General features: G+C 70.3%; 22 protein-coding genes. 12 read left to right on the top strand and 10 right to left on the bottom strand.

The features are described from left to right. Positions 1 to 86 precede the first annotated feature (86 nt). Together LBN7_RS02285 and LBN7_RS02280 are read left to right on the top strand one after the other, a co-directional pair. Positions 87 to 1,376, top strand: coding sequence for a citrate synthase (locus LBN7_RS02285; RefSeq protein WP_116636563.1), 1,290 nt, complete (start codon positions 87 to 89; stop codon positions 1,374 to 1,376). A 12-nt stretch (positions 1,377 to 1,388) separates the two neighbouring features. Then, positions 1,389 to 1,859: an SRPBCC family protein gene (locus tag LBN7_RS02280; protein WP_116636562.1), complete on the top strand. Its 471-nt coding sequence runs from the start codon at positions 1,389 to 1,391 to the stop codon at positions 1,857 to 1,859. A gap of 91 nt (positions 1,860 to 1,950) precedes the next feature. Here LBN7_RS02280 and LBN7_RS02275 read toward each other — a convergent pair whose 3' ends face one another. Together LBN7_RS02275 and dapD are read right to left on the bottom strand one after the other, a co-directional pair. Next, positions 1,951 to 3,330, bottom strand: coding sequence for a DEAD/DEAH box helicase (locus LBN7_RS02275; protein ID WP_341945811.1), 1,380 nt, complete (start codon positions 3,328 to 3,330; stop codon positions 1,951 to 1,953). Between the two features lie 238 nt (positions 3,331 to 3,568). Then, positions 3,569 to 4,522, bottom strand: coding sequence for a 2,3,4,5-tetrahydropyridine-2,6-dicarboxylate N-succinyltransferase (dapD, locus tag LBN7_RS02270; RefSeq protein WP_407360826.1), 954 nt, complete (start codon positions 4,520 to 4,522; stop codon positions 3,569 to 3,571). A 66-nt stretch (positions 4,523 to 4,588) separates the two neighbouring features. Between dapD and dapE the strand changes: the two genes are divergently transcribed. From dapE to LBN7_RS02255, 3 genes are all read left to right on the top strand, one after another. Then, a complete protein-coding gene (dapE, locus tag LBN7_RS02265) occupies positions 4,589 to 5,662 on the top strand; it encodes a succinyl-diaminopimelate desuccinylase (protein WP_407360825.1) in 1,074 nt (357 codons plus the stop codon). After that, positions 5,644 to 6,861, top strand: coding sequence for a hypothetical protein (locus LBN7_RS02260; RefSeq protein ID WP_407360824.1), 1,218 nt, complete (start codon positions 5,644 to 5,646; stop codon positions 6,859 to 6,861). The genes dapE and LBN7_RS02260 overlap by 19 nt, the downstream gene beginning before the upstream one ends. A gap of 94 nt (positions 6,862 to 6,955) precedes the next feature. After that, complete coding sequence (locus tag LBN7_RS02255; RefSeq protein WP_017203323.1) at positions 6,956 to 7,129, top strand: DUF3117 domain-containing protein; 174 nt, start codon at positions 6,956 to 6,958, stop codon at positions 7,127 to 7,129. Positions 7,130 to 7,226: 97 nt separating this feature from the next. Here LBN7_RS02255 and LBN7_RS02250 read toward each other — a convergent pair whose 3' ends face one another. Beyond that, positions 7,227 to 7,865 carry a class I SAM-dependent methyltransferase gene (locus LBN7_RS02250; RefSeq protein WP_341945808.1) on the bottom strand — a complete coding sequence of 213 codons (639 nt, stop codon included), beginning with the start codon at positions 7,863 to 7,865 and terminating at the stop codon, positions 7,227 to 7,229. 90 nt (positions 7,866 to 7,955) lie between these two features. On the opposite strand from LBN7_RS02250, the gene LBN7_RS02245 reads away from it, so the two are divergent. Together LBN7_RS02245 and LBN7_RS02240 are read left to right on the top strand one after the other, a co-directional pair. Continuing rightward, positions 7,956 to 8,327 carry a twin-arginine translocase TatA/TatE family subunit gene (locus LBN7_RS02245; protein WP_116636557.1) on the top strand — a complete coding sequence of 124 codons (372 nt, stop codon included), beginning with the start codon at positions 7,956 to 7,958 and terminating at the stop codon, positions 8,325 to 8,327. Next, positions 8,324 to 8,950 carry a hypothetical protein gene (locus LBN7_RS02240; protein WP_407360823.1) on the top strand — a complete coding sequence of 209 codons (627 nt, stop codon included), beginning with the start codon at positions 8,324 to 8,326 and terminating at the stop codon, positions 8,948 to 8,950. The genes LBN7_RS02245 and LBN7_RS02240 overlap by 4 nt, the downstream gene beginning before the upstream one ends. Here the strand turns inward: LBN7_RS02240 and LBN7_RS02235 are convergent. Genes LBN7_RS02235 through LBN7_RS02220 form a run of 4 tightly spaced genes read right to left on the bottom strand, consistent with a single transcriptional unit; the run spans position 8,947 to position 12,424 of the window. Then, positions 8,947 to 9,441 (bottom strand): YcxB family protein, encoded by a 495-nt coding sequence (locus LBN7_RS02235; protein WP_116636555.1) that lies wholly within the window; start codon positions 9,439 to 9,441, stop codon positions 8,947 to 8,949. The genes LBN7_RS02240 and LBN7_RS02235 overlap by 4 nt on opposite strands. 39 nt (positions 9,442 to 9,480) lie before the next feature. Next, positions 9,481 to 10,602: an Mrp/NBP35 family ATP-binding protein gene (locus LBN7_RS02230; RefSeq protein ID WP_341945806.1), complete on the bottom strand. Its 1,122-nt coding sequence runs from the start codon at positions 10,600 to 10,602 to the stop codon at positions 9,481 to 9,483. After that, positions 10,599 to 11,150 carry a DUF1003 domain-containing protein gene (locus LBN7_RS02225; RefSeq protein ID WP_341945805.1) on the bottom strand — a complete coding sequence of 184 codons (552 nt, stop codon included), beginning with the start codon at positions 11,148 to 11,150 and terminating at the stop codon, positions 10,599 to 10,601. Before LBN7_RS02225 ends, LBN7_RS02230 begins: the two co-directional genes overlap by 4 nt. Next, positions 11,150 to 12,424 carry a magnesium transporter MgtE N-terminal domain-containing protein gene (locus LBN7_RS02220; protein WP_407360822.1) on the bottom strand — a complete coding sequence of 425 codons (1,275 nt, stop codon included), beginning with the start codon at positions 12,422 to 12,424 and terminating at the stop codon, positions 11,150 to 11,152. Before LBN7_RS02220 ends, LBN7_RS02225 begins: the two co-directional genes overlap by 1 nt. Before the next feature lie 87 nt (positions 12,425 to 12,511). Between LBN7_RS02220 and LBN7_RS02215 the strand changes: the two genes are divergently transcribed. From LBN7_RS02215 to LBN7_RS02200, 4 genes are read left to right on the top strand one after another with little or no spacing between them, the layout of a single operon-like run. Then, the gene (locus tag LBN7_RS02215) at positions 12,512 to 13,213 is read left to right on the top strand and encodes a general stress protein (RefSeq protein WP_341945804.1); all 702 of its coding nucleotides are present in this window, start codon (positions 12,512 to 12,514) and stop codon (positions 13,211 to 13,213) included. Beyond that, positions 13,210 to 13,800, top strand: coding sequence for a DUF4870 domain-containing protein (locus LBN7_RS02210; RefSeq protein WP_341945803.1), 591 nt, complete (start codon positions 13,210 to 13,212; stop codon positions 13,798 to 13,800). The genes LBN7_RS02215 and LBN7_RS02210 overlap by 4 nt, the downstream gene beginning before the upstream one ends. Then, the gene (locus LBN7_RS02205; protein WP_341945802.1) at positions 13,800 to 14,450 is read left to right on the top strand and encodes an alpha/beta family hydrolase; all 651 of its coding nucleotides are present in this window, start codon (positions 13,800 to 13,802) and stop codon (positions 14,448 to 14,450) included. The genes LBN7_RS02210 and LBN7_RS02205 overlap by 1 nt, the downstream gene beginning before the upstream one ends. A gap of 16 nt (positions 14,451 to 14,466) precedes the next feature. After that, positions 14,467 to 14,853 carry a VOC family protein gene (locus LBN7_RS02200; RefSeq protein WP_341945801.1) on the top strand — a complete coding sequence of 129 codons (387 nt, stop codon included), beginning with the start codon at positions 14,467 to 14,469 and terminating at the stop codon, positions 14,851 to 14,853. Between the two features lie 7 nt (positions 14,854 to 14,860). Here LBN7_RS02200 and LBN7_RS02195 read toward each other — a convergent pair whose 3' ends face one another. From LBN7_RS02195 to LBN7_RS02185, 3 genes are read right to left on the bottom strand one after another with little or no spacing between them, the layout of a single operon-like run. Beyond that, positions 14,861 to 15,769, bottom strand: a complete 909-nt coding sequence (locus tag LBN7_RS02195; protein ID WP_341945800.1) for a phosphotransferase — start codon at positions 15,767 to 15,769, stop codon at positions 14,861 to 14,863. Between the two features lie 9 nt (positions 15,770 to 15,778). Beyond that, positions 15,779 to 17,221, bottom strand: coding sequence for an aminopeptidase P family protein (locus LBN7_RS02190; RefSeq protein WP_407360821.1), 1,443 nt, complete (start codon positions 17,219 to 17,221; stop codon positions 15,779 to 15,781). Between the two features lie 37 nt (positions 17,222 to 17,258). Then, the gene (locus tag LBN7_RS02185; RefSeq protein WP_341945798.1) at positions 17,259 to 18,281 is read right to left on the bottom strand and encodes an endonuclease/exonuclease/phosphatase family protein; all 1,023 of its coding nucleotides are present in this window, start codon (positions 18,279 to 18,281) and stop codon (positions 17,259 to 17,261) included. A 62-nt stretch (positions 18,282 to 18,343) separates the two neighbouring features. On the opposite strand from LBN7_RS02185, the gene LBN7_RS02180 reads away from it, so the two are divergent. After that, entirely contained in the window at positions 18,344 to 19,213 is an 870-nt protein-coding gene (locus tag LBN7_RS02180) for a PHP domain-containing protein (protein WP_116636544.1), read from the top strand. Positions 19,214 to 19,275: the final 62 nt, after the last annotated feature.

Raw genomic sequence — 19,275 nt, 5'->3', positions numbered from 1 at the left:
CCGTGAGATCGCCAGTTCCGGCTTGATCAAGATCTTGTCCGACACCGACGCGACGAGCGGGGGTCGGACACCAGGAGGAGGTCCGCGTGAGCGCAGCGGCAGACCAGACGGCGAAGCTGACGATCGGCGACACGACCGCCGAATTCCCGCTGGTGCGCGGCACGGCAGGCCACGACAGCATCGACTTCTCGACCCTGACCCGGCAGACCGGCTACACCGGTCTGGACTACGGATTCGTCAACACCGCATCGACCAAGTCGGACATCACCTTCATCGACGGAGACAAGGGCATCCTGCGCTATCGCGGGTACCCGATCGAGCAGCTGGCCAACTCCACGAGCTACCTCGAGGTCGCCTGGCTCCTCATCTACGGTGAGCTGCCGTCGGCCTCCGAGCTCGCCGAGTTCGACGAGAAGATCCGTCGTCACACGCTGCTGCACGAAGACCTCAAGCGGTTCTTCTCGGCCCTGCCGCACACCGCGCACCCGATGTCGGTGCTGTCCTCGGCCGTCGCCGCGCTCTCGACCTACTACGAGGGCCAGACCGACCCGCACAATCCCGAGCACGTCGAGCTGAACATGATCCGCATGCTCGCGAAGCTTCCGGTGATCGCGGCGTACGCGCACAAGAAGAGCGTCGGCCAGGCCTTCCTCTACCCGGACAACTCGCTCGGGTTCGTGGAGAACTTCCTCAAGCTGAACTTCGGCGTGCTCTCGGAGCCCTACGAGATCAACCCGGTCATGTCCAAGGCTCTCGAGCTGCTCCTCATCCTCCACGAGGACCACGAGCAGAACGCGTCGACCTCGACCGTGCGCCTGGTGGGTTCCACGGGCGCGAACCAGTTCGCGTCGATCTCGGCGGGCATCCAGGCCCTCTCCGGTCCGCTCCACGGCGGGGCGAACGAGGCCGTCCTCACGATGCTCGGCCAGATCCGCGACTCCGGTCAGAGCGTCTCGCGCTTCGTCGAGCGGGTGAAGAACAAGGAAGAGGGCGTGAAGCTGATGGGCTTCGGGCACCGGGTCTACAAGAACTACGACCCGCGCGCCAAGCTCGTCAAGGAGGCCGCGGACGAGGTGCTGTCCTCTCTGGGCGTCACCGACCCGCTGCTGGACCTCGCGAAGGAGCTCGAGGAGCTCGCGCTCGCCGACGACTACTTCCGCGAACGCCGTCTGTACCCGAACGTCGACTTCTACACCGGCGTCATCTACAAGGCGATGGGCTTCCCGACCCGGATGTTCACGGTGCTCTTCGCGATCGGCCGGCTGCCGGGCTGGCTCGCGCAGTGGCGCGAGCTGCAGCTCGACCCGCAGACGAAGATCGGTCGCCCGCAGCAGCTGTACACGGGGTCTCCGGAGCGCACGTTCCAGACCCGCTGACACCGGCGTCCGATGCCCGTCGTCAGCGCCGAAGCCGTCGTGCCGGTGGACCCGGCGACGGCCTTCGCCGTCTCGCAGACGACGGGAGCGATCCGTCGACGCTGGGATCCGTTCATCAGCGAACAGCATTTCCTGGACGAGGCGGATGCTCCGGCCAAGGGTGTGCGCACCTTCACCCGGCAGCGCCTCGGCTTCGCCATGGTGAGCAGCTACGTCTCCTATGCGCCGCCGACCAACGTCGGGATGGTGATGGAGACGGGGCCGTGGTTCTTCGAGAAGCTCGGCGGCGGGTGGCGGTTCACGGCCGTTGCAGGCGGCACGCTGGCCGTGTGGAAGTACAACTTCTCCTGCCGACCGGTCTGGCTCGCACCGATCGCCGAGTGGCTCGGCGCGCGGGTGCTCGGCTTCGAGATCCGGCGACGTCTCGCGGGCTTCGTCCGCGGGTGCTCCGACCCGGTGGTCCTGGATGCGGTGCGGCGCTGACGCCCGGCCACGGGGACGCAGAAGGTCGCCGCGCGAATGCGCGGCGACCTTTCGCGTCACCTGATCTGCGAGCGGATCAGGTGGGGGAGACTCAGCGTCCCTGGTAGCCGCGACCGCCCTGGCCCTGGCGCGAGGCGCCGCCCTGACGGGCCTGGCCGCCCTGGCCCTGTCCGCCCTGGCCGGAGCGGGGACGACGGCGACGTGCCGGGGGCGTGGAGGCGCCGGCACGCTCTCCGCCGGCCGGACGCTGCTTGGCCTGACGCTGCGGCTGCTGCGCCTGGACGGGAGCCGGACGCACGTGAGCCGCGCGCTCGGGCACGAGACCGGTGATGGCATCCTGCGTCGCGTTCTCGAGCGGTGCGTCGATCGCGGCCTTGCGCAGCAGGTCCTTGACGTCGCGACGCTGCTCGGGGAGCACGACCGTGACGACGGTTCCCGCGGCGCCGGCGCGAGCGGTGCGACCGGAGCGGTGCAGGTACGCCTTGTGCTCGACCGGCGGGTCGACGTGGACGACCAGGTCGACGTTGTCGACGTGCACGCCGCGGGCGGCGACGTCGGTCGCGACGAGCACGCGCACGCCACCCTCGTCGGGAGCGGTCGAGAAGGCGCTGAGGTTGCGCTCGCGCGCGTTCTGCGACAGGTTGCCGTGCAGGTCGACCGCGGGGATGCCGGCGGCGGTGAGCTGCTTGGCGAGCTTCTTCGCCTGGTGCTTCGTCCGCGTGAAGAGGATGCGGCGACCCGTGCCGGAGGCGAGGTCGCGCACGAGAGCGGTCTTGTTGTCCGTCGAGTCGACGACCAGCACACGGTGGGTCATCTCGCCCACGGGCACGCTCTCCTCATCGACCTCATGGCTCACGGCGTTCGAGAGGAAGCGACGGGCGAGAGTGTCGATGCCGCGGTCGAGGGTCGCGCTGAACAGCAGGCGCTGACCGCCGGCCGGGGTCGCGGTGAGGATGCGGGTGACACCCGGCAGGAAGCCGAGGTCAGCCATGTGGTCGGCCTCGTCGAGAACGGTGACCTCGACCGCGTCGAGCTGCACGACGCGCTGCTTCATGAGGTCTTCGAGGCGGCCGGGGCACGCGACGACGATGTCGACGCCGCTGCGCATGGCCTGCTCCTGCGGGCGCTGGCTGACGCCGCCGAACACCGTGGTGACGCGCAGGCCCTTGGCTGCCGCGAGCGGCGCGATGGTCGCGGCGATCTGGGTGGCGAGCTCGCGGGTCGGAGCGAGCACGAGACCACGCGGGTGGCCGGGGCGGCTCGTGCGCGACGAGGCGGCGAGGCGGGAGACGAGGGGGAGCGCGAAGGCGATCGTCTTGCCGCTGCCGGTGCGGCCGCGGCCGAGCAGGTCGCGGCCGGCGAGGGAGTCGGGAAGCGTGTCGCGCTGAATCGCGAACGCTTCGGTCTTGCCGTCCTTCGAGAGGACGGCGGCGAGGTCGGCGGGCACGCCGAGATCGAGGAAGGAAGTCATAGGGGTATATCTCCGAGAGTGCACGCGCGAACCATCAGGGCCGGGTGCGGAAGGTGGGCGACGGCGCGGGATCGCGCATCGTTTCGCCGTTCGAAATGGCCAGAACCAGGCAAGTGGCGCGGGAGCGTGTCGACGACGCAGACGTCTCGCACTGCGAGGAGCGTCATGCCGACACTATCACGCACAACCTGTGTGCCGGCCCGCCACGCCCGGCGGACGCCGTCGGACGGGTCAGAGATCAGGCGTGCAGCGCCTCGTTCAGGGTCACGCCGATGCCGGCGCGGCGCACGGCCTCGACCGCGCCGCTGAGCGAGTTGCGGCGGAACAGGAGCCCGTCCTGGCCGGAGAGCTCGGCGCCCTTGACCGTGACGCGACCGCCGTCAGCGGTCTGCGGGCCGTCGACGAGCACGATCTTCGTTCCGGCCGTGACGTAGAGCCCCGCCTCGACGACGCAGTCGTCTCCGAGCGAGATGCCGATCCCCGCGTTCGCGCCGAGAAGGGTCCTCGACCCGATCGAGACGCGGTGCGTGCCGCCACCGGACAGCGTGCCCATGATCGACGAGCCGCCTCCGATGTCGCTGCCGTCGCCGACGACGACGCCCTGGGAGATGCGTCCCTCGACCATCGACGCGCCCAGCGTGCCGGCGTTGAAGTTCACGAAGCCCTCGTGCATGACGGTCGTGCCGGGGGAGAGGTACGCTCCGAGGCGCACTCGCGACGCGTCGGCGATCCGCACACCGGCGGGCTGCACGTAGTCGGTCAGGCGCGGGAACTTGTCGAGTCCCTGCACCTGGATGCCGGCGCGCTGCAGCAACGGACGCAGGCGGGCGGCGTCCGCGGGGTGCACGGGGCCGGCGTTCGTCCACGCCACGTTCGGCAGGTGGCCGAAGATGCCGTCGAGGTTGAGCTCGTTCGGTCGCACGACCAGGTGCGAGAGCGCGTGCAGGCGCAGGTAGGCGTCAGACGTGGAGGCAGGCGGGGCGTCGAGGTCGATCTGGAGCTGGACGACCTCGACCGTGACGTTGCGGCGGTCATCCGGGCCGGTGAGTGCCTCCCAGGTGGCCGCTGCGGCGGCGGCATCGCCGGCCGTCGGCGATCCGACGCCGACCTCGGGGTACCACGCGTCGAGCACCGTGCCGTCTCCGGCGATCGTGGTCAGTCCGATGCCCCACACGCTGCGCGATTCACTCATGCTTCCACGCTATCGCGCCCGCCGATCGACCACGTCGCACATGACGGTGTAAGTAGGCTGGTGGACATGCTGCTCGATCTGACCGCGTCCTCCGTGGAACTCACCCGCGCACTCTGCGACATCCCGAGTGTCTCGGGCGATGAGAAGGCCCTCGCGGACGCGATCGAGGCGGCCGTCGCTCCCCTCGCGCATCTGGAGGTGATCCGCCACGGCAACACGATCGTCGCGCGCACGAGCCTCGGCCGCGCTCAGCGCGTCGCGATCGCCGGGCACATCGACACCGTGCCGATCAACGAGAACGTGCCAACGAAGGACATCGAGATCGACGGGGTCCCCTTCCTCTGGGGGCGCGGCACGGTCGACATGAAGGCCGGGACGGCGGTGCAGCTCAAGCTCGCCGCCGAGCTCGCCGAGCCCGCGATCGACGTCACCTGGATGTGGTACGACAACGAGGAGGTCGAAGCCTCGAAGAACGGTCTCGGGCTCCTCGCGGCCGTGCGCCCCGACCTGTTCCAGGCGGACTTCGCCATCCTGGGCGAGCCGTCCAACGGCGAGGTCGAGGGCGGATGCAACGGCACGCTCCGCGCGATCGTCCGCACCACCGGCGTGCGGGCGCACGCGGCACGCGCGTGGATCGGCGAGAACGCGATCCACCGCGCCGCGCCCATCCTCACCCGTCTGGCCGAGTACCGGGCCAAGGAGGTGCCCGTCGACGGGCTCCTGTACCGCGAGAGCCTGAGCGCCGTGCGCATCGCCGGCGGTGTCGCCGGGAACGTGATCCCCGACGCGTGCGAGGTCGAGGTGAACTACCGTTTCGCTCCGAGCAAGTCGGCGGCCGACGCCGAGGCGCACGTGCGCGGCGTGCTCGCCGGGTTCGACGTCGAGATCACGGATGCTGCAGAGGGAGCCCGCCCCGGGCTGGACGCCCCGATCGCGCAGCAGTTCGTCGCGGCCGTGGGCGCGGAGCCACGACCGAAGTACGGCTGGACCGATGTCGCGCGCTTCTCGGCGCTCGGCATCCCGGCGGTGAACTACGGCCCCGGCGATCCCCACCTGGCCCACCACGACGAGGAGCGCGTGCCTCTGGCGCAGATCGACGCCGTGGAGCGGGGCCTGCGCGCATGGCTCACCTCGCACTGAGCGCGGCCCGTCGCTGGGCGCAGGCGCCCCTCGCCCTGCGCATCGCGGTGATCTATCTCGTCGCACGAGTCGTCACCACGGGATTCTTCCTCGCGGCGGCTTCGATCTCGACGTCGCTGTCGCGCTTCGGAGCGGATGCCGGACTCATCGACTTCGTGCTCGGCTGGGACGCGCAGTGGTACTGGCTGGTCGCCGAGAGCGGGTACCCGGCCGAACTGCCGCTGACCGATTCCGGCGACGTCGCGGAGAACGCCTGGGCGTTCATGCCGGTGTTCGCATATGCGGCGAAGGCACTCGGCTTCGTGTTCGGCTCGTGGGGCGCCGGAGCGTTCCTGCTTTCCTTCGTCGCCGGGTACCTCGCCTGTCTGGCGCTGCACCGACTGCTGCGCGATCGCATCGGGGCCTCCGCCGCGACCTGGGCCGTGGTGTTCTTCGCCGCAGGTCCCCTCGCCGCGATGTTCCAGGTGGGTTACGCAGAGACGCTGTTCCTCCTGCTGCTCTTCCTGGCGCTCGACGCGATGACCCGTCGGCGATACGCGTGGCTCTATGTGCTCATCCCGGTGATGGCCTTCACCCGGCCGGGAATCCTCGCCTTCGCGCTCTACATCGGACTGCACGGCATCGTCCGGTGGGTACGTCGCCGCGACGATCCCCTCACCGGTGTCGAGATCGCGCACATCGTCGCCCTGGGCGCTCTCGCGACCGCGACCGGCTTCGCCTGGCAGCTTCTCGCCGGCGTGGTCACGGGCGATCCAGGCGCCTATCTCGCCACGGAGCTCGCGTGGCGGCGGCACTGGATCGCCGGCGGCGTCGAGGGATTCGTGCCGTTCGAGGGGTGGGTGCAGGCGTCCCAGTTCTGGTTCGGGCTGTGGGGTCTGCCGGTGTGGGCGGGGCCGGTGGCACTGGCGCTCCTGGTCGTGGCCGCCGGAGCCGCGCTGCTGTACCTCCCGCAGGTGCGCGCCCTGGGGACGGACCTGCGACTGTGGAGCGCGAGCTATCTGCTGTATCTGCTCGCGGTGTTCTTCCCGCAGTCGAGCACCTTCCGGCTGCTGCTCCCGCTGAGCCCGATGTGGGGAGCGTTGGCTGTGCCGCGATCACGGTGGTGGCGAGTCGGTGTCCTGGTGCTCTGCCTGGTCGGTCAGTGGGCCTGGATACTCCCGATGTACGCCCTCGGGAACACGTTCTGGCAGGTGCCCTGAGAGTGAACGCTCGTCGCTTTTCTTCACAGGTGACGTCCAGGCCCCGGTGACACCCGATAAACTCATTCCATACCACCGAGGAAAAGGAGCCACGATGGCAGCGATGAAGCCGAGGACCGGAGACGGACCCATGGAGGCCGTGAAAGAAGGGCGACTCATCATCGTGCGCGTTCCGCTCGAAGGTGGCGGCCGTCTGGTCGTCTCCGTGAACGACGCCGAGGCCAAGGAACTTCACGACGTGCTGGCCGCCGTCGTGGCACCGGCCTGATTGACCCCGGATCCGCGATGCGGGTCTGCGAGGGCGATGGATCTCCGGATCCGTCGCCCTCTTTCTTGTTCCGGGTGGCTGTCGTCCGGAACGAGAGTCAGGCGCGATCGGCGATGCTGACCAGCTGAAGGAGCCCTTCGCCGGCGGGGGAGACGGTCGCCAGCACGGCCGACGATTCCTGCGTCTCCTGCACGAGCGAGCGGTACGCCGCAGTGATCTCGTCGCGCTGCACGGGATCGGCGACGCGGCCGCCGCCGAGCACGCGCGGAACGAGCACGATGCCGCCGGCGCGGGCGAGGCGCAGGCCGTGCTCGACATACTCGATGACGTTCTCGGGGTCGGCGTCGACGAGCACGATGTCGTAGGAGGCCTCGTTCATGCGGGGAAGCACATCGGCGGCCCGTCCGGTGATGAAGCGGGCCTTCGTCGAGGGCACTCTCGCGTCGGAGAATGCCTGGCGGGCGGCGGCGAGATGCTCCGGCTCGTTGTCGATCGAGGTCAGCACGGCCTGCGGCGCTCCGCGCAGCAGCCACAGTCCCGAGACACCGGCTCCCGTGCCGATCTCGACGATCGAGCGGGCGGCGGTCGCGGCGGCGATCACGGCGATCTGCGATCCGACGACGGCGCTGACGGGCGCCGCTCCCAGTTCGACCGCGTGGGCCCGGGCGCGCGCGATGGCATCCGGCTCGATGATGGACTCGCGAAGGAAACGCGCGTTCGCTTCGTGCTCGCTCATGGCCTGCCTTTCCGTGCTTGCACTGTGATCGATCTCAGCGTATTCGCTCGGTGTGCGCGGGGAGTGCAGGCGCGGCGGTAGCCTGTACAGATGACGTTCGGGCTCACTTTCGAGAAGCTGCTGCTGATCGGCCTCATCGCGGTGCTCATCATCGGCCCTGAGCGTCTTCCGCGGGCCGCAGAGGGATTCGCCCGCATGGTCCGCAAGGTCGGCGAGTACGTCCGCGACACGAAGTCGAAGATGCGTCAGGAGATGGGTCCCGAGCTCGATGACGTCGACTGGCGCAAGCTCGACCCGCGACAGTACGACCCGCGCCGGATCATCCGCGATGCGCTGATGGAGGAGCCGCAGCCCGCGACCGCGACGAAGGCGCGAGCCACCATCGCCGAGCCCGTCGCACCGCGTGCGCCGCAGACGTTCAGCGCCGAGAACCGGCCGCCGTACGACCCCGAAGCCACGTGAGCCCTGTGGGGTCGCACCTTCGCCCCGCAGCCCGACTTCGCCTCGCGGTGGTCGCCGCGGTGCTCGGCGCCGTCGGCGGCGCGCTGATCTGGATCCTCTGGGTCCTGCCGATCGTCGCCTCCGTCGACCGCGCAGAGCCTCAGCCGCTCGGCGACGCGATCGTCGTCGATCTCGATGCGGATGAGCGCGCGGGCATCTGGGCGCAGGGGATCTCCGCGAACCTCGGAACCCTGGAGTGCGTCGTCGTCGCCCCCGGTGGCGAGCCCGTCGCGCAGCGCGGGGCGCCGGCGCTCGACTGGAGCAGCACCCTCTGGTGGATGACGCCGAAGCCGGGATTCGAGCAGACCGCGCAGTTCACCGCACCGGCCGCGGGGCCACACGAGGTCCGGTGCGCGGATTCGCTCGACATCTACGACGGCGCGTTCCTGATCGCAGGCGACTCGTTCGGCGGCGGGAGCATCGGACTCGGCCGCGGAGGCGGCGCCGACTACCCGATCGGGACGATGCTGTCGTTCGGGGCGGTCTTCCTGCCGCCGTTCGCGGTCGCGGTGACGATCATCGTGCTGATCCGCGTCGGGGCGTCACGCCGGACCAGGCGTCGTGCGGAGGGCATGGCTGCCTAGGCGATCTTCGCGCGGAGCGTGGCGACGTCCTCGTCGCTCAGCAGCGCGCGCGGGATCGCCGTCGCGACAGAGGCGTCGCGCAGCTTCAGCAGCACGGCGTCCGCGCCCACCCTGACGCCCTGGAACGTGCTGTAGGCGATGGTCGAGCGGCGGTCGCCGCTGCCCACCTGCAGCACCTCGTCCTCCAGCGAGACCCAGACGAGCGTCGCCGGCGGCATCGCGGCGCGCACGGCGTGACGGGCGCTCGAGACGGACATGACGATCGCGATGACGGCGAGGGCGATCACCAGCGGCGGCATCCACGCGGCGAGACCGCCGTCGTCCTCGCCGGCGGCGACCAGCCCCGACAGGTTGAGGATGCTGATGCCGAGGGCCGCGGCGAGTGCCACCCACATGATGATCGCGACCGGGCGTGTGAGCGAGTAGACGGCGGCATCGCGCGCCATCCGTCGGAGCAGGCTCTCATCGATCGTGAGGGAACGAGGGGGCATCGTCCCATTCTCCCACGGGGCCCTCGGGCCGTCGGCGGCTCAGCCGATCGACATCGGCAGCGATCGTCCGGCGAGACCGCGACCCTGACCGGCGAGGGAGCGCGCGAGCGCGCGGATCGTGGTGGCGGCGGCATCCGTCGACTCCGTCGTGACGATCGGGATGCCGACGTCGCCGCCTTCGCGCAGCGCCGGACTCAACGGGATCGACGCCAGCAGCGCCACGTCGTCGCCGCCCTCGGACAGTGCTGCGGCCACGGCCGCGCCGCCGCCCGACCCGAACAGGTCGACGACGGTGCCGTCGGGGAGGGTGTACGCGGCCATGTTCTCGACGACCCCGATCACGCGCTGCCCGGTCTGCCGCGCCACGAGGCCGCTGCGGATGGCGACGTCGGATGCCGCGGCCTGCGGCGTCGTCACCACGAGGACCTCCGCGTGAGGCAGCAGCTGTCCGATCGAGATGGCGATGTCGCCGGTACCCGGGGGCATGTCGATCAGGAGGATGTCGAGATCGCCGAAGAACACGTCCGTGAGGAACTGCGAGACCGTGCGGTGCAGCATGGGCCCTCGCCAGGCGACCACGGCCTCGCCGTCGCGGAGGAACATGCCGATAGAGATCGTCTTCACGCCGTGCGCGACCGGAGGGAGCATGAGATCGTCGATGCGCGTCGGCTGGGTTCCCGCCGCGATGCCGAGGAGACCGGGGATCGAGAAGCCGTGCACGTCGGCGTCCACGAGCCCGACGGACAGGCCCTGATCGGCGAGGGCGACGGCGAGGTTCGCGGTGACCGTCGACTTGCCCACACCGCCCTTGCCGCTGGAGACGAGGATGACCCGGGTGAGCGATTCGGGGCCGAAGGGCATCTGCCTCGCCGGGCGTCCGTCGCGGAGCTTCTCGGTCAGCGCCTTGCGCTCGGCCGGAGTCATCACGCCCACCGAGACGTCGACGGCGGCGATGCCGGGAACGGATGCCGCGGCCTCCCGCACATCCGATTCGATGCGTGCGGCGGCGGGACAGCCGACGATCGTGAGCACGATCCCGACCAGCGCCCGGTCGCCGTCGACCTCGATCTCGCGGACCATGTCGAGGTCGCCGATCGGGCGGCGCAGCTCCGGATCCGTGACCGCGGCCACGGCCGCGCGGACTCTGTCGGCCGCCGTCATGAGCCGCCGCCGCCGGAGCGCTTCTCGGCGTCGTGCCTGTCGTCGTGCTTCTCATCGTGTTTCTCGTCGGAGCCGAGCTCCGCGAGCAGCGCCTTCAGCTCGTTGCGCAGGACATCGCGGGTGACGAGCTGCGTGTTGCGCTCTTCGAGCGCCATGCGCAGCGCGACGATCTCGCGCGCGAGGTACTCGGTGTCGGCGAGGTTCCGCTCCGCGCGCTGACGGTCCTGCTCGATCTGCACCCGGTCGCGGTCGTCCTGGCGGTTCTGCGCGAGCAGGATCAGTGGCGCGGCGTACGAGGCCTGCAGAGAGAGCATGAGGGTGAGCGCGGTGAAGCCCAGTGCCGCATCGTCGAATCGCAGATGATCGGGCGTCAGGGTGTTCCAGAGGATCCAGGCCACGCAGAACAGCGTGAGCATCAGCAGGAACGCGGGGGTCCCCATCGCCCGGGCGACCCATTCGGTGAACCGGCCGAAGCGGTCGCGTGAGGTGGGGCGGGCGCGTGTGGTGCCCCGACCGAGGGGCGCGTCGAGGCGGGGCGAACGTGCCATCAGCGCACCTCCTTCGCCGTCGGCGTCGGCGTCGGCTCGTCGTCGTCATGCGAGCGCCAGTCGTCCGGGAGGAGGTAGTCGAGCACGTCGTCGATGCTGACCGCGCCGACGAGGCGACGCGCGGCATCGACGACGGGAAGCGAGACGAGGTCGTAGCTCGCCAGGAGACGCGCGACCTCGGCGGCGGACGCGTTCGCGGGCACGGGCTCGAGACTGTCGTCCATGATCCCGCCGAGACGTTCGTGCGGCGGATAGCGCAGCATCCGCTGGAAGTGCACCATGCCGAGGAGGCGGCCGGTCGGGGTCTCGAACGGCGGGAGGGTCACGAACACGGCTGCCGCCAGCGCCGGGTGGAGCTCGTGCCGACGGATCAGCGCCAGGGCCTCGGCGACCGTCGCATCCGCCGAGAGGATGATCGGCTCCGGGGTCATCAGACCGCCGGCGGTGTCCGGGCCGTAGCGGAGGAGCATCCTGACGTCCTCTGCCTCCTCGGGCTCCATCAGCTCGAGGAGCTGCTCGAGCCGGTTGGGCGGCAGCTGGGCGAGGAGGTCGGCGGCGTCGTCCGGCTCCATCTGGTCGAGGATGTCGGCGGCGCGCTCGTCGCCGAGGCGATCGAGGATGTGGACCTGCTCGTCTTCGGGCATCTCCTCGAGGGCGTCGGCGAGCCGATCGTCCGACAGCTCCTCGGCGACCTCGATCATGCGCTGCTGAGGAAGATCGAGCAGCGTGTTCGCGAGGTCGGCGGCATGCAGCTCCGAATAGGAGGCGACGAGCTGCTCGGCCGACTGGGCCTCACCGGGGGAGTGCTGCTCGGCGACCTCGTTCCACGCCGCGAACGTCGTCGGCCCCTTCGCGAACGGCGAGGCGCTCGTCTTCGGGCGGCGGAGGAACAGTTGGCTGACAGCCCATTCCCCGAGACGGTTCGGCTCGATCGCGACGTCCTCGATCACGGCCGTGCCCGTGCCGTCGACGAGGTTCACGCGACGGCCGAGGAGCTCGGCGAGCACACGGACCTCACCGGCGCGCGGAGAGAACCGGCGCACGTTGATCAGACCGGTCGTGATGACCTGCCCGGCGCGGATCGATGTGACACGCCCGATGGAGAGGAAGACGTGGCGGCGGCCCGGGATCTCGACCACGAGGCCGATGACGCGAGGAGCAGCGGTACTTCGGTACACGATGACGACGTCGCGGACTTTGCCGAGGCGGTCGCCCAGGGGGTCGAAGACGGCGCACCCGGCCAGGCGCGCGGCGAAAACCCTTTGTGTGCTCACCTGCCCAGCGTAGTGCGCGGGCCCGAGAGCCGCCGTGAGGGTTGCGCTCCCCGGGCCCGGGATGGCAGGGCGTGGAAGAATAGCCGGATGAGCATGTTGAACCGTCCTGTGAACGGTACCGAGACCGGCGAGATCGTCGCGTCGACGCGCGACTACGAGAGCGCGCAGAAGACGGTCTCGAAGCTGATCGCCGGGGAGGTGCCCGCGCGGGACATCGCGATCGTCGGCCAGAGTGTTCGCACCGTCGAGAGGGTGACCGGCAAGCTCGGCTATGCCGCTGCCGCCCGCTCCGGTGCCATCAACGGCGTGCTGCTCGGGCTCTTCCTCTCCGCGATCCTCGTGCTGGGCAACCCCGAGGTCCCGATCCAGCTGTTCGTCGGCTTCGTGTTCATCGGCGTGGCCGTGGGAATGCTGCTGAGCCTCGTGACCTACGCGATCGTGCGTCGTCGCCGCGACTTCGCGAGCGTCACCCAGTTCGCCGCGGACCACTACGAGGTCACGGTGATGCCCACCTCGCTCTCCAAGGCTCGTCAGGTGCTCGGCTCGGCGCACGTCGCCCCGGTGCGACCCCCGGTGAACCTCGACGAGCCGCCCCGGTACGGGGAGCGGATCCCGGCCGGCGCTCCGGCGCCGGCGCCCGAGCCCGCTGCGGAGCCGGTGGTGCCGCCGCGCCCGGCCGACCCGGTACCGCAGCCGGAGGGGACGACGCCCGAGACGCCCGCACCGGGTCCCGTCGATGAGCCCGGTGTCGCGACCCGCGTCGAAGGCCCGCGGGACGACACTCGATGACCTCGCACGACCCTCAGACGCCGGGTGAGTTCACGCCTCCTCCTCCTCCGGCACCGCCGGCGGCCCCCGCGTATCAGCCACCGCCCGCGTATCAGCCCCCGCCCGCACCGGGGGCTCCGGGCGGCTACGCCGCCCCCGGCCACGTCGCGCCCGGGTACCCGGCGCCCGGATATCCCGTGTACCCGGCGGCCGTGCCGCCGCGTGGCCTGCTGCCCTGGGTGCTCGGGTTCCTGATCGTCATCCCGTTCCCGTTCGCCGGTGGTCTCGCCTCCGGAATCGCGATGGCGGTGAGCGGCGGATCGTCTCTCCGCGCGGGCGGCACGGCGCGCGAGAACGCGCGGGCGGCACGGAACTGGGGACTCACCTACCTGATGGTGTCCTCGCTCCTGCTCATCCTGCACTTCGTGCTGCTGTTCGTCCTCACGTCGCAGTCGCCGACGACGGGCTTCTACCCGCTCGGCATCCCGATCACCGTGTACTTCGCGCTGTCGCTCGCCCACCTCGTGATCGTGATCATCGGCACGGTGCGGGCGTCCTCGGGCAAGGTCATGCGCGTGCCGTTCGCGATCCCCTTCCTGCGCTCCTGATGGTCCGGATCGCCGTCGAGCTGCCGACCGGACCGACGACGGTCTCCGCGGACTGGTCCTCGGGTGAGAACGGCGTGACGGTCATCGTCGCGCATGGGGCGGGCACGGGGAAGGATCATCCGTTCCTCACCGGGTTCGTCGATGCGCTCGGCGACGCGGGCTTCTCGACCCTGCGGTTCAACTTCCCCTACGTCGAGCAGGGGAGGCGGATGCCGGGCCCGGCGAGGCACGCGATCGTGACCTGGAATGCGGTGGTGGCCTTCGCCCGAGCCGCCGCCCCCGACGCGACCGTCTGGGCGGCCGGCAAGTCCTACGGCGGACGGATGGCGTCCATGGCCGTCGCCGACGGCCTCGCCGTCGACGGGCTCGCGTACCTCGGCTATCCGCTGCATGCCCCCGGAAAGCCGGAGAAGCCGCGGATCGAGCACCTCCCGGCCATCGCCGTGCCGCAGCTGTTCGTGGAGGGGACGAACGACCCGTTCATCCAGCCGATCTCCCAGTTCGAGGATGCGGTCGCGACGTGTCAGAACGCGGAGGTCGTCTGGATCGAGGGTGGAGGGCACACCTTCGAGGTGAAGGGGCAGAAGCGCCCGGCATCCGAGATCGGTGCGTCTCTGGCGCCGATCGTCGCGGAGTTCGTGCGCCGCTGAGTGCGCAGGAGCAGTCATGAAGGGCATCCATCACGTCGAGATCTGGGTGGCGGACCTCGATGCGGTCGTCGACGGCTGGAGCTGGCTGTTCACCTCGCTCGGTCTGGAGTGCACAGGGGAGTGGCCGGGCGGTCGGACCTGGGACGCCGGTGGAGCATACGTGACCCTGACGACGTCGCCGAACATCTCGGCGGCCGATCACGATCGGCGCAGACCCGGCATGAATCACCTCGCCCTGTGGGGCGGCTCCCCGGCGGACGTCGACGCCATGATCTCTGCCGCTCCGTTCAACGGATGGCGCCCGCTCTACCAGGATCGGTACCCGCACGCCGGAGGACCAGACCACTACGCCGGCTGGCTGGAGAACGCCGAAGGATTCAAGGTCGAGATCGTCGCGGAGTGACGCCGTCTCACCGGCCCAGCCCCGACAGCTCTTCATCCGCCAGCAGCCGCCGCATCGTCGAGATGCCCAGTGCGCTCATCGGCGGATTCGACTCCTCGTAGTACCAGACGAGGCCCATCGCCTGCTGGAACGCCCATGCCGCTCCGCGCAGCCACTCCCCATCGCTTGCGCCGACACCGTCGCGCAGCATCCGGCGTCGCGGGGCATCGAACAGATGCCACGCGGCGACGAGGTCGAGCGCCGGGTCGGCCGGTCCGAAGCTCCCGCCGTCCAGGACACCGGCGAGCCGATCGTCGCCGTCCCGCTCGGTGACGAGGAGGTTGAACGGGGTGAGGTCGCGATGACTCATGACGTCGGGCCCGGCTGCCGGCAGCACGCGCAGCGACGCCCAGAGCTCTGCGGCCCGACGCGTGTCGAGCAGGTGTCCACTCTGCGCGAGACACGTCGTGATCCACTCGTCATGATCGGGGAGATGCCCGCCGCGACCGGCGCCGTCGAACACGCGCCCGCCGACCGGGACGCTCCGCATCGTCGTGATGAGCGTCACGATGTCGCGGGCGAGAGAAGCGGATGCCGCGTGCCGATCGTGCCCGGCCACCTCGCCGTCGAGCCACGTCTGCACGGACCACGCCGAAGCGAACCCGTCGGAGGCGTTCGCGACCCCGTAGGGACGTGCTGCGGGGAACGGGCTGGCGTCGGCCAGCTCGGCCATGGCGTCGGCCTCGGTGCGCAGCTCCGCCTCGGACGCGCCGAGGAGGGGGAACCGCGCGACCAGTTCATCGCCCAGTCGCATGATGGTGTTCACCGTGCCGGTCGTGGGCACGCGCCGCAGCGGCCGACCGCGCAGCTCCGGGAAGCGTGCGGCGATCAGCCGCTCGGCGAGATCGTCGTCGAGCGGCAGCTCGCTCTCGTGCACCGGGATCGCTCAGCTCTGGACGCGGGCGATCCAGGCCTCGACCTCGTCGGCGGTGCGGGGGATTCCGGCCGAGAGATTCACGGGGCCGTCGGCGGTCATCAGGATGTCGTCCTCGATGCGCACGCCGATGCCGCGGAGCTCCGCGGGGACCGTGAGGTCGTCGATCTGGAAGTAGAGGCCCGGCTCGATCGTGAACACCATGCCGGGAGCGAGGATGCCGTCGTAGTACATCTCCCGCCGCGCCTGCGCGCAGTCGTGCACGTCGATGCCGAGGTGGTGCGACGTGCCGTGCACCATGTACCGGCGGTGCTGTCCGCCGGCATCCGCGTCGAGGGCCTCCTCGGCCGTGACCGGCAGCAGACCCCACTCGGCGGTGCGCGCGGCGATCACGGTCATCGCCGCGGCGTGCACATCGCGGAACCGCACGCCCACTCGTGCGGCGGCGAAGGCGGCATCCGCGGCCTCGCGCACGGTCTCGTAGACGCGACGCTGCACCTCGGTGAACGTGCCGGACACCGGCAGTGTGCGGGTGATGTCGGCCGTGTACAGGCTGTCCGCCTCCACACCCGCGTCGACGAGGATCAGATCGCCGGGGACGACGCTGCCGTCGTTGCGGGTCCAGTGCAGGTAGCACGCATGCGGGCCGGATGCCGCGATGGTGTCGTACCCCTCGCCGTTCCCGTCCTCGCGCGCGCGGCGGTGGAAGACGCCCTCGACCACGCGCTCTCCCCGAGCATGGTCGATCGCCTGCGGCAGCTCGCGGATGATGTCGTCGAAGCCCTGCGCGGTGATGTCGACGGCGCGGCGCATCTCGGCGATCTCGAACTCGTCCTTGATCAGGCGCAGCTCGGAGACGACGCGGGTGAGCGCCTCATCCTCGTCGAGAACGAGTTCGCCGTCCGCGGGCGCGAACTTCTCGAGGTGCGCGGTCTCGATGGCGAGGTCGGCCGAGACGCCGGCGAGCGACGGGCGCGGGCCGATCCAGAACTCGCCCACCGTGGCGTCGGCGTAGAACTCGGTCGTGGTGCGGTCCGCGCGCTCGCGGAAGTAGAGGGTGATGTCGTGTCCGGCATCGGTCGGCTCGAAGACGAGGATCGAGTCGGGCTCGGCATCCGACGCCCATCCGGTGAGATGAGCGAACGCCGAGTGCGCGCGGAACACGTAGTCGGTGTCGTTGCTGCGCTGCTTGAGAGAGCCGGCGGGGATCACCAGTCGCTTGCCCGGGAAGGCCGCGGAGACCGCTGCGCGGCGCGTCGCCGCGAACGCGGCCTGTGCCCGCGGAGCCGGAAGCGTCTCCGGTCGCTCGGCCCAGCCGGTCGAGATCGTGTCGAGGAAGCCCTGGGGGAACGGCTGCTTGCGGTTGGTGCTGCTGTTCTCGACGGTCTCCGTCGTGACTTCGGCGGGGATCTCTGCGGCGGCGTCTGCGATCGTGTCGCGCTCTGCGGTGCTCATCCCTCCAGTCTGTCATCTGGCGGGCATGCGCAGAAGCTCAGCCGGCCGGCTCCAGCTGCACGACGAGGGCGCGGTGGTCGCTTCCGCCCGCGTCGTCGAGCACGACCGAGCCCGAGGGCGTCCAGTTCTGCGAGACCATGACGTGGTCGATCGGTGCCCCCGCGAGCGGAGGGAGCGAACTCGGCCACGTGCCGGTCATGCCGTTGCCGGTGCGCGATGCCACATCGCGGCAGTATCCGATGTCGCCGCCGTCCATGCCGAGCGGCGCCATGTGATCGATGGTCGCGTTGAAGTCGCCGGCGAGGATGAAGTCGCCCTGGGGGCACTGGTCGGCGATCCACTGCAGGTCATGCCGCCACTGCTCCATCTCCTCCATGCGCGGCGCCACCGCATGCACGGCGACGATCGTGGGGCCGGCGCCGTCGATGGGCATGAGCACCGCGCTCGGCACCGAGCCCGTGTTGCTCGTGCCGTCCTTCGACGACTCGATCACGGAGTACTCGCCGAGGTCGGGGGCGACCAGCACCGTCGTCTGCCAGGACTGCGGCCCGTCCTGCACGTCGGGGCGGAACTGCACGTGATGCACCCACATCGGGTGCCCCTGCTCGCGCAGCATCAGCGCGATCTGCTCTCCGACCGCCTGTGTGGTCTCCGGGAGCGCCACGATGTCGGCGCCCTGCTCGAGGATCTGCTGCGCGATGTGCTCGGCCGAGACCGCCTCGCCCGCCGTGTTCCAGGTCAGGACGCGGACGCTTCCCTCACCCTTCTCCGGGAGGGCGGACGTGCCGAAGCCGCGCACGGCTCCGATGGCGCCGATCGCTCCCGCTCCGAGCAGGGCCACGATGAGCACGGATGCTGCGAATCCGCGCAGCGGACGGGCGAACAGGAGCAGGAGAGCGAGCACCGCCACGATCAGGAATCCCGCCAGAACCGGCCCGCGAGCCGACACGAGCTGCGCGAACGGGTAGGTCTGCTCGAGGTGGAAGAACTGCGGCCACACCACGATCGCCGTCGCGATCGCGAGCAGCACGGTGAACAGGACCCCCAGTAGTCGAAGCATCCCGACAAGCCTAGAAGCGCCGCCTGTGAAGTCCCTGCCGCCATGCTCGGTACGCTCGGAGGATGGCCACTCCGTCCTCTGGGTTCGCCGGTCCCGCCGACCTGCACCTGCACTCCAACCATTCCGATGGCACGGAGAGCCCTGCGGAGGTGGTGCGCCAGGCGCACGCGCACGGCGTGCGGACGCTCGCCCTGACCGACCACGACCGCTCGACCGGCTGGCAGGAGGCGGGGGAGGCGGCCGCCGCGCTCGGGGTGACGTTCATCCCCGGGATGGAGCTGTCGGCCAAGCACGAGTGGCGCAGCGTGCATGTGCTCGGGTACCTCTTCGATCCGGAGGACCCGGCTCTCCTGGCCGAGACAGAGCGCATCCGCGGCGACCGGATCGGACGCGCGGAGCGGATCGTCCGCAACATCGGCCGCGACTACGACCTGCACTGGGACGACGTCGTCGCCCAGACCACGCTCGACGCCACCGTCGGTCGCCCGCACATCGCCGACGCCCTGGTCGCCCGCGGGATCGTGCGCGACCGCACCGAGGCCTTCGACGGCATCCTCCATCCGCGCGAGGGGTACTACGAACCCCACTACGCCCCGGACCCGCTCACGGCGGTCCGACTCATCACGGACGCCGGGGGAGTGGCGGTCATCGCTCACCCGGTCACCGGCCGTGATCTGATGATGCCGGTGCCCTACCTCGAGCGCCTCATCGCCGCAGGCCTCGGCGGGTTCGAGATCGACCACCGGGAGAACACCGAGGCGGGCAAGAGGAAGCTGCGGGAGATCGCCGCCGCGCACGACCTCATCGTCACCGGGTCGAGCGACTACCACGGCAGCGGCAAGCCCAATCGTCCGGGGGAGAACACGACGTCCGAGGAGATGGTCGCCCGGATCATAGACCGCGCGACCGGAACCGCCCCGCGCTTTCCCTGATCCTCGGCATTCTGTCGGGACACTCCCGGCCGGCTGTCGAGCGCCACGGATACGGTTCCAGG

It is taken from the genome of Microbacterium sp. LBN7 (assembly GCF_045690345.1).
Classification (GTDB): domain Bacteria; phylum Actinomycetota; class Actinomycetes; order Actinomycetales; family Microbacteriaceae; genus Microbacterium.
This window is presented reverse-complemented; position numbering and strand designations above follow the sequence as displayed.